The organism is Rhodococcus sp. BS-15 (genome assembly GCF_000813105.1).
In the GTDB taxonomy this organism is placed as follows: Bacteria; Actinomycetota; Actinomycetes; order Mycobacteriales; family Mycobacteriaceae; genus Rhodococcoides.
In genome coordinates this window covers 1-9101 of the sequence record NZ_BAOX01000205.1, presented here as the reverse complement: position 1 = coordinate 9101, position 9101 = coordinate 1, and the positions used below count along the sequence as shown (strand labels likewise).

Here is a 9101-nt window from a genome sequence, read left to right as displayed (position 1 = left end):
CACATAAGCACACCACTGCCCACGGCATCTACAACCGCGGGTCCACCGGCTCCGATTCCAGTGCCAGGACCGCGAATACGGCCTGGTGAATGCGATACAGCGGCTCATCGCGCACCGATCTGTCCAGCGCTTCCATGCCCAGCGCGTATTCGCGTAGGGCCATCGACTGTTTGTGTCCCACGTTTCGGTTGCGCAGTGCAGTCAGTCGATCCGGGTCGGTGTAGTCGGCGCCGTAGATCAGCCGCAGGTACTCCCGGCCGCGAACCTTCATGCCGGGCTGTATCTTTCCGCGTGGAGCGTTCGCTGCCGGTTTGACGACCATGCCCTCGCCGCCCTCCGCCGTCAACTCCTCCCACCACTTCTCCCCTGCCGCAACCGAATCCGGATTCGACAGGTCGACCTCGATTCGACGGGTAGTGGCGAACACCCCGGGAGCTGCTGCGACCAATCGGTCGGCAACGTCGAGGTGCCACGAGTGCGGACGATCCGCATACGTCTCGACGTTCGACGCCAGCACCTGAAACGGCGCGATCCGAACTCCGTCGAGTCCGTCCGTCCGCCAGACGTACCGCCGATATGCGTCGGTGAACTCGCCCAGGTTGCCCTGCCGAACGGTGTTGCGTTCCTGCAACTCCTGCACATCCAGACCGCGTGATCCGGCCGACGCAAGTACCGCCGCCTCGGCCCCGAGATTCGCACGAGACACCGCAGCGACCGCGGCGTACTCGGCCTTGATCAGGCCCTCCGCTTTGGCAGACCACGGCATCAGTTCGCAGTCGAGAATCAGCCAGCTCGAGGCCAATTCGTCCCACACACCGGCCTTTTCGATCGCGTCGGACACCGCGGATATCAGCTCACCGGTGAGCGACTCGTCGAACACCGGACGACCGGTCCGCGTGTACGCGGTCCCGAGCACTCCCTGCGGCGCATCGAACTTCTCCCGCGCGGTGCCAGCATCTCGACACACCACCACGACCACCCGCGAGCCCATGTGCTTCTCCTCGCAGATCACCGTCGACGCTCCGAGCGCGCGATACGCGTCGAATGCCTCCGTCGGATACTCGAGATAACCCTCGCGCTCCGATGTTGCACTCGGAGCCATGGTCGGCGGCAGATAGTGCAGCCACTGCGGAGCCAGCGCGAACCGACTCATCACTTCCAGTGCACCCGCAGCGTTCTCCGGCCGAACCGATACCCGCCCACGCAGCGACGTCTCGACGCCCGTCGGACCGATCACGTCGGACAGATCGAGCGACGCTGCATCCCGCGCGAACGCGCCCACCGGACGGGCTGGCTCGTACCAGACCTTCTCGGCCGGAACCGAGACCACCTCACGCTCCGGATAGCGCAGCGCCGTGAGCTTCCCGCCGAAGACGCATCCCGTATCGAGGCACGCAGTGTTGTTCTCCCACTCCACTTCCGGCACCGGCGTGTGCCCGTAGAGCACCGTCGCCGAGCCCCGATAATCCTGCGCCCACGGATACCGCACCGGCAGGCCGAATTCGTCGGTCTCGCCGGTGGTGTCACCGTAGAGAGCAAAGCTTCGAACCCTGCCCGACGCCCTGTTGTGATACTTCTCGATCAGTCCGGCGTGCGCAACGACGAGCTTGCCGCCGTCGAGCACGAGGTGCGCGACGAGGCCGTCGCAGAACTCCAGAACCTCGCGGCGGAACTCGTCGGATTCCGATTCGAGCTGTTCGAGAGTCTCGGCCAGACCGTGCGACGTGGTCACCTTCCGGCCCCGCAATGCCTTGACGAGCTTGTTCTCGTGGTTGCCCGGAACTGACAATGCCGTTCCGGAACCGACCATCCCCATCACGAGCCGCAGCACTCCCACCGAGTCCTGTCCGCGATCGACGTAATCGCCGACGAACACCGCGGTACGACCGGACGGTGGCGTCGCACCGACCGGCCGGCCGGCATCGTCCCGCTCGATCGTGTAGCCCAATGCACCGAGCAGGCTCTCGAGTTCGGACAGGCAGCCGTGAATGTCGCCGATGACGTCGAACGGTCCCGTGAGCTCGCGGCGATCACTGCGCAGCGGGGTGCGAACGAACTGCGCCGACGCCACCGCATCGACCCCGTCGAGTACGTGGACCGAGCGAAAACCCTCCTTGGAGAGCCCTCGCATCGAGCGTTGCAACTGGGACTGCTGGCGGCGCAGCACGTCTCGGCCGAACGTCCTGTCGGTTCGCTCCGCGTTCCGCTGTGCACACACCGATTCCGGCACATCGAGTACGACGGCCACTGGGAGTACATCGTGTTCACGAGCCAGTGCAATCAGTGCTTTGCGCGCAGTCGGTTGGACGTTCGTCGCATCGACGACGGTGAGCAACCCGGCCCGAAGCCTGATTGCGACGAGAAATTCCAGCAGCGCGAACGCGTCCTTGGTTGCGCTCTGCAGATTGGGGTCGTTGCTCACCATCCCTCGGCAGACATCGCTGGACACCGTCTCGTACGGACCGAAATGCTGCGCGGCGAACGACGACTTGCCGGAGCCACTGATGCCCACGAGTACGACGAGGGACCGATCCGGAATGTCGAAGGTACTCATCGGGACTGCTCCTCTCGGGTGAAAACGGCCATCTGGGTCGGGGTGCCGTGCATGTCGTCGACAGGGCCGATTCCCTCGACGCGTACCTCATAGGCATGTTCACGTGCCACCCACGAACCCCATTGCTCGAACTGCGCGCGGGTGAACTCGAATCGGTGGTCGACGTGACGGAAGGTTCCCGGTTCGAGGCCGGGATAGAGCACGTTGTATTCGGAGTTGGGGGTGGTGACGAGAACCGTCCGCGGACGTGCTTGAAGAAACACCGAACGCACCAACGCCGGAAGCCGGTCGAGATCCACGTGTTCGATGACCTCCATCAGCACCATCGCGTCGAATCCGTGCAACCGAACGTCGCGGTACGTCGCCGATGACTGGACCAACTCGATCCGAGCGCGCTGACGATCGGACATGTCGTCCAGACGCAGCCTGCGCTGAGCCTTGGCAAGTGCGCGATCACTCACATCGGCACCGACGATACGGTCGAAGTCGTTGTTTGCGAACAGCTCTCGTAGCAGGCGGCCCTCACCGCAACCGAGGTCGATCACCGACTTCGCGCCGACGCCGTCCAGTGACGCCAGTACGGCACGCACCCGCTGCTCGGCCAACGTCGGATCTCGCGGAGTGGCAACGGCGTCGGGCGCATCCGGGACGAGTCGGTCCAACGCCGAGGCCACGAGTTCGCGACGGTGCGCCAGGTAGCGGGAGGCGATCAATGCCGACTCCGGGTGATCTCCCAGCCAATCCCCTGCTGCGCGAACGAGTTTGTCGGCCTCGTCCTCGCCCACCCAGTAGTGCTTCCCGTCGTCGAGGACCGGAAGAAGAACGTACAGGTGCCGCAGCGCAGCCGACAGCGTGAACGTGCCGGTGAGAACCAGATCGATGTACTCGGAGTCGCCCCACTCCGGCTGCGTCGAATCGAGCGGAATGGGCGTCGCATCTACAGTCCATCCGAGGGGACCGAAGAGCCGACCGGCGAGATCGGTTCCGCCCCGCGACGGCGCTGCGGGTAGAGACACAGTCAGATCGATTACAGCAGAGACCAATTCAGGCCTCCCGGTACACACGCCGGCGAGCGTCTGCTTGAACAGACGCGACAGAGCCACCGCCAGTGCGGAGGCGGCGTCGGCATCGACGAGAACGGCGACGGTGGTGCGTGTGGCCGAGACCTCGGGATACAGCACCGTGGTGGCACCCATCGGCAGGTTCCAGCTCTGCACGCGATCGGGATGCTTGTGCAACAAATACCCGATGTCGGAGGCGTCCGGGAAATCGGTTGTGGCATTTGCAGTCACGGTCAGTAGCACCGCAGCGACGTTACGGGACAGCCCCGCCCGATGCGTCACATTTTTCGGGGTCCTCGGGCCGCGTCAATGAACCACTGCATACGTCTGACCGCGACAAGGGTCCATTCACCCACCGTGGGTGGCCACCTCCGCACCGCGTGAATGAACCACTGCATACGTCTGGGCGGTGCAATGGTCCATTGACGCCGACGGGGGCGCACGCAAAAGCGGCACCCACCTTTCGGGTGAGTGCCGCTTCAGGTATAGCTGGTGGAACTAGATCACTTGACGATCTTCGTGACGCGACCGGCTCCGACGGTACGACCGCCCTCACGGATTGCGAAACGGAGGCCGACATCCATGGCGACCGGCTGGATCAGCGTGACGGACATCTCGGTGTTGTCACCGGGCATGACCATCTCGGTGCCCTCGGGAAGGGTCACGACGCCCGTAACGTCCGTGGTACGGAAGTAGAACTGCGGGCGGTAGTTGTTGAAGAACGGCGTGTGGCGGCCGCCCTCGTCCTTCGAGAGGATGTATGCGTTGCCCTCGAACTCCGTGTGGGGAGTCGTGGTGCCCGGCTTGATGATGACCTGTCCACGCTCGACGTCTTCGCGCTTGATGCCACGAACGAGGAGGCCGACGTTGTCGCCTGCCTGACCCGAGTCGAGCAGCTTGCGGAACATTTCGATTCCGGTGACGGTGGTCTTGGTCGAGCCGGGGCGGATGCCGACGATCTCGACCTCTTCGTTGACGTTGACCGAGCCGCGCTCGATACGTCCGGTGACCACGGTGCCACGGCCGGTGATGGTGAAGACGTCCTCGACGGGCATGAGGAACGGCTTGTCGGTCTCACGGACCGGGTCCGGGACGGAATCGTCGACGGCCTGCATGAGCTCCAGAACCGACTCGCCCCACTTCTCGTCACCCTCGAGTGCCTTGAGTGCGGAGACCTTGATGACCGGTGCGTCCTCGTCGAACTCCTGCGAAGCGAGGAGCTCGCGGACCTCCATCTCGACGAGCTCGATGATCTCGTCGTCGTCGACCATGTCGGCCTTGTTCAGTGCGACCAGGATGTACGGAACACCGACCTGGCGGGCGAGCAGCACGTGCTCGCGGGTCTGCGGCATCGGGCCGTCGGTTGCTGCCACGACCAGGATTGCGCCGTCCATCTGTGCCGCGCCGGTGATCATGTTCTTGATGTAGTCGGCGTGACCCGGTGCATCGACGTGCGCGTAGTGGCGCTTCTCGGTCTGGTACTCGACGTGGGAGATGTTGATCGTGATACCACGAGCCTTCTCCTCCGGAGCCTTGTCGATCTGATCGAAAGCCGATGCCTCGTTCAGGTCCGGGAACTTGTCGTGCAGAACCTTGGTGATTGCAGCCGTCAGCGTCGTCTTACCGTGGTCAACGTGACCGATGGTGCCGATGTTGACGTGCGGCTTCGTCCGATCGAACTTCGCCTTCGCCACTGTGTGTCCTCCTGGACTGATCTGTGCGTACCCCTGCGGGGCAAGCACGCGTATGTGTTGTTTCTTATTACAGGTCGAGCGTGGTCCAGCAAGCGGAGAGAATTACTCTCCGTTCACCTTCGCGATGATTTCCTTCGCGACGTTCGCGGGAACTTCTGCGTACGAATCGAAGACCATGGAGTAGTTTGCGCGGCCCTGCGTCTTCGACCGAAGGTCTCCGATGTAGCCGAACATCTCCGACAGCGGAACCAGTGCCTTGACGATACGGGCACCGCTGCGTTCCTCCATGGCCTGAATCTGACCACGGCGGGAGTTCAGGTCGCCGATGACCTCACCCATGTAATCCTCGGGCGTGATGACCTCGACGGCCATGACGGGTTCGAGAATGACGGGGCTGGCCTTGCGGGCGGCTTCCTTGAACGCTTGTGAGCCGGCGACCTTGAAGGCCATTTCCGACGAGTCGACGTCGTGGTACGCACCGTCGAGCAGTGTGACCTTGACGTTGACCAGGGGGTATCCGGCGAGAACACCGTACTGCATGGCGTCCTGAGCACCTGCGTCGACCGAGGGGATGTACTCCCTGGGCACACGACCACCGGAGACCTTGTTCTCGAACTCGTAGGTCGCACCGTCTTCGCCCTCGAAAGGCTCGAGCTTGATGATGACCTTCGCGAACTGGCCGGAGCCACCGGTCTGCTTCTTGTGGGTGTAGTCGTGCTTGTCGACCGTCTTGCGGATGGTCTCGCGGTACGCGACCTGCGGCTTGCCGACGTTGGCCTCGACCTTGAACTCGCGACGCATACGGTCGACGAGGATGTCGAGGTGCAGCTCGCCCATGCCGCCGATGACGGTCTGGCCGGTGTCCTCGTCCAGCTTCACCGAGAAGGTGGGATCCTCTTCGGCGAGCTTCTGGATTGCTGTTCCCAGCTTCTCCTGGTCGGACTTGGTCTTCGGCTCGATCGAGACCTGGATGACCGGGTCAGGGAAGCTCATGGACTCGAGGATGATCTGGTTCTGCGGATCGCAGAGCGTGTCACCCGTCGTGGTGTCCTTGAGGCCGATGACGGCGTAGATGTGACCGGCAGATGCGGTCGCGATCGCGTTCTCCTTGTTGGAGTGCATCTGGAAGAGCTTGCCCAGACGCTCCTTCTTGCCCTTGGTCGAGTTGATGACCTGAGCGCCGGAGTCGACCTTGCCCGAGTACACCCGGACGTAGGTCAGCTTGCCGAAGAAGGGGTGAGTCGCGATCTTGAACGCGAGAGCTGCGAACGGCTCGTCTGCGGACGGCTTGCGAGTGATCTCCTTCTCCTCGTCGCCGACGGCGTGTCCGATGGTCTCGGCAACGTCGAGTGGAGACGGGAGGTAGTCGATGACCGCGTCGAGCATGGGCTGAACGCCCTTGTTCTTGAACGCGGATCCACACAGGATCGGGTACAGCTCGCTGTTGACCGTCATCTTGCGGATGGCGCCCTTGATCTCGTCGATCGTGAGCTCTTCGCCACCGAAGTGCTTCTCCAGAAGCGCTTCGTCGGACTCGGCCACGGTCTCGAGCAGCATGGTGCGGTACTCGTCCGCGCGCTCCTTGAGGTTTTCCGGGATCTCCTGGATCTCGTACTTCTCGCCGAGCTTGGTCTCGCCACTCCACACGAGGGCCTTCATCTGCACGAGGTCGATGACGCCCTCGAAGTCGTTCTCGGCACCGATGGGCAGCTGGATGACCAGTGGCTTGGCACCGAGACGATCGATGATGGTCTGCACGGTGTAGTAGAAGTCCGCGCCGAGCTTGTCCATCTTGTTGACGAAGCAGATGCGCGGCACGTCGTACTTGTCGGCCTGACGCCAGACCTGCTCGGACTGCGGCTCGACACCTTCTTTGCCGTCGAACACTGCGACTGCGCCGTCGAGAACGCGGAGCGAACGCTCCACCTCGACGGTGAAGTCGACGTGACCGGGGGTGTCGATGATGTTGATCTGGTTGTCGTTCCAGAAGCACGTCGTGGCAGCAGAGGTGATCGTGATGCCACGCTCCTGCTCCTGCTCCATCCAGTCCATGGTGGCTGCGCCATCGTGAACTTCACCGATCTTGTACGAGATACCGGTGTAGAAGAGGATGCGTTCGGTAGTGGTGGTCTTGCCGGCATCGATGTGGGCCATGATGCCGATGTTGCGGACCTTGAGTAGGTCGGTCAGCACGTCCTGTGCCACGAGTTAACCCGCCTTGGTGTTGGAAGAGGTATTGCCTGAGCTGATCAACGCTCCGGCGGCATCGGATAGTTCCGAATACCGCCCGAGCGAGGAGATCACCAGCGGTAGTGAGCGAACGCCTTGTTGGCTTCGGCCATCTTGTGAGTGTCTTCGCGACGCTTCACAGCGGCACCGAGGCCGTTGCTGGCGTCGAGCAACTCGTTTGCCAGACGCTCGACCATGGTCTTCTCACGACGAGCGCGCGAGAACGTGACCAGCCAGCGCAGTGCCAGCGTGGTGGAGCGGCCGGGACGAACCTCGACGGGCACCTGGTAGGTGGCACCACCGACGCGACGGCTGCGAACCTCGAGGGCCGGCTTGACGTTGTCGAGTGCACGCTTGAGCGTGACGACGGGGTCGGTGCCGGTCTTCTCGCGAGCCTGCTCGAGCGCCTGGTAGACGATGCGCTCTGCGGTCGACTTCTTGCCGTCGAGAAGGATCTTGTTGACGAGCTGCGTGACCAACGGCGATCCGTAGACCGGGTCGTTGATCAGCGGCCGCTTGGGTGCTGGGCCCTTGCGTGGCATATCAGCTCTTCTCCTTCTTGGCTCCGTAGCGGCTGCGAGCCTGCTTGCGGTTCTTGACACCCTGGGTGTCGAGCGAGCCGCGGATGATCTTGTAACGCACACCCGGGAGGTCCTTCACACGACCACCGCGAACGAGCACCATCGAGTGCTCCTGCAGGTTGTGACCCTCACCGGGGATGTATGCGGTGACCTCGACCGAGGAGGTCAGGCGAACACGCGCGACCTTACGGAGAGCGGAGTTCGGCTTCTTGGGGGTGGTGGTGTACACGCGAGTGCACACTCCACGGCGCTGTGGACTGCCCTTGAGGGCAGCGGTCTTCAGTTTCGCGACCTTGTCGGTGCGTCCCTTACGGACCAGCTGGTTGATCGTTGGCATAAACCGGCTTTCTTCGTGTCGATAAACAGGGATCTAGCAGTTGGAGCAAGAGAACACTGCTCCTCACCCGGTACTGCTGCTGCTCCAGTACTGCTATCGCGGGTCTCTTGCACCCCGCGGTCGGGTGTGTCGCATACCCCCACACGTCCAGCCGGTTGCGCGCTCTTTCAAGCGAACGTGCGCACGGCTGTACCTCGCATAGGCACACAAACGTTCCGGCCAGGCCGGACACGACCCATAACGATACCCGGCGGCGTCACCTCGGGTCAAAACACCCCTCGCGTGGGTACGCGGGCTATCGGCTGAGGTTCAGCGTGAGATCGGCGAGCTTCGCCGCGGCCTGGCACGGATCGGGATGAGCGGTGTCCGGCTGGTACTGCACCCACCACCCGAAGATGCCGTCCCGATCCGCACCGGCCGAGACTCCGCACGAGTCGGGGTCGTTCGGGCGCTGGGCCTGGATTGCCTTGCGGCCCTGCACCGTTGTGTCGGTGACGGTATACATCATCTTCTCGTCGGCGGCCCGCTCGGCCGCCAGAGTGCCGGACTCGAACCAGTTGAAGGTGACCTTCACCGTTCCCGCGGAGCCGACGAGATCCCACCGGCAGATGGCCCCGAAGAAGCCGCGTTCGATGGCGTCGGCAC

7 protein-coding genes are annotated in these 9101 nt (G+C 63.3%); all 7 read right to left on the bottom strand.

Features of this window, described 5'->3' with window-relative positions:
- Window positions 1-28: 28 nt before the first annotated feature.
- Window positions 29-2554 carry a polynucleotide kinase-phosphatase gene (locus RHBS_RS19505; protein ID WP_128646261.1) on the bottom strand — a complete coding sequence of 842 codons (2526 nt, stop codon included), beginning with the start codon at window positions 2552-2554 and terminating at the stop codon, window positions 29-31.
- Window positions 2551-3846 (bottom strand): 3' terminal RNA ribose 2'-O-methyltransferase Hen1, encoded by a 1296-nt coding sequence (locus tag RHBS_RS19500; protein ID WP_237669461.1) that lies wholly within the window; start codon window positions 3844-3846, stop codon window positions 2551-2553. Before RHBS_RS19500 ends, RHBS_RS19505 begins: the two co-directional genes overlap by 4 nt.
- Window positions 3847-4118: 272 nt before the next feature.
- Complete coding sequence (gene tuf / locus RHBS_RS19495) at window positions 4119-5309, bottom strand: elongation factor Tu (RefSeq protein ID WP_032380840.1); 1191 nt, start codon at window positions 5307-5309, stop codon at window positions 4119-4121.
- Between the two features lie 102 nt (window positions 5310-5411).
- On the bottom strand, window positions 5412-7514 hold the full coding sequence (fusA, locus tag RHBS_RS19490; protein ID WP_121873359.1) for an elongation factor G: 2103 nt from the start codon (window positions 7512-7514) through the stop codon (window positions 5412-5414).
- A 95-nt stretch (window positions 7515-7609) separates the two neighbouring features.
- A complete protein-coding gene (gene rpsG / locus RHBS_RS19485; protein WP_003941856.1) occupies window positions 7610-8080 on the bottom strand; it encodes a 30S ribosomal protein S7 in 471 nt (156 codons plus the stop codon).
- A gap of 1 nt (window position 8081) precedes the next feature.
- Entirely contained in the window at window positions 8082-8456 is a 375-nt protein-coding gene (rpsL, locus tag RHBS_RS19480; protein ID WP_008714048.1) for a 30S ribosomal protein S12, read from the bottom strand.
- Between the two features lie 295 nt (window positions 8457-8751).
- The coding region (locus RHBS_RS19475) for a DUF3558 domain-containing protein (RefSeq protein ID WP_145977548.1) at window positions 8752-9101 on the bottom strand (350 nt) is incomplete at its 5' end.

What these genes read in the sequence shown, in the direction of transcription:
- RHBS_RS19505 (WP_128646261.1), bottom strand. Translation starts at nt 2,554, where the DNA reads ATGAGTACCTTCGACATTCCGGATCGGTCCCTCGTCGTACTCGTGGGC.
- rpsG (WP_003941856.1), bottom strand. Translation starts at nt 8,080, where the DNA reads ATGCCACGCAAGGGCCCAGCACCCAAGCGGCCGCTGATCAACGACCCG.
- rpsL (WP_008714048.1), bottom strand. Translation starts at nt 8,456, where the DNA reads ATGCCAACGATCAACCAGCTGGTCCGTAAGGGACGCACCGACAAGGTC.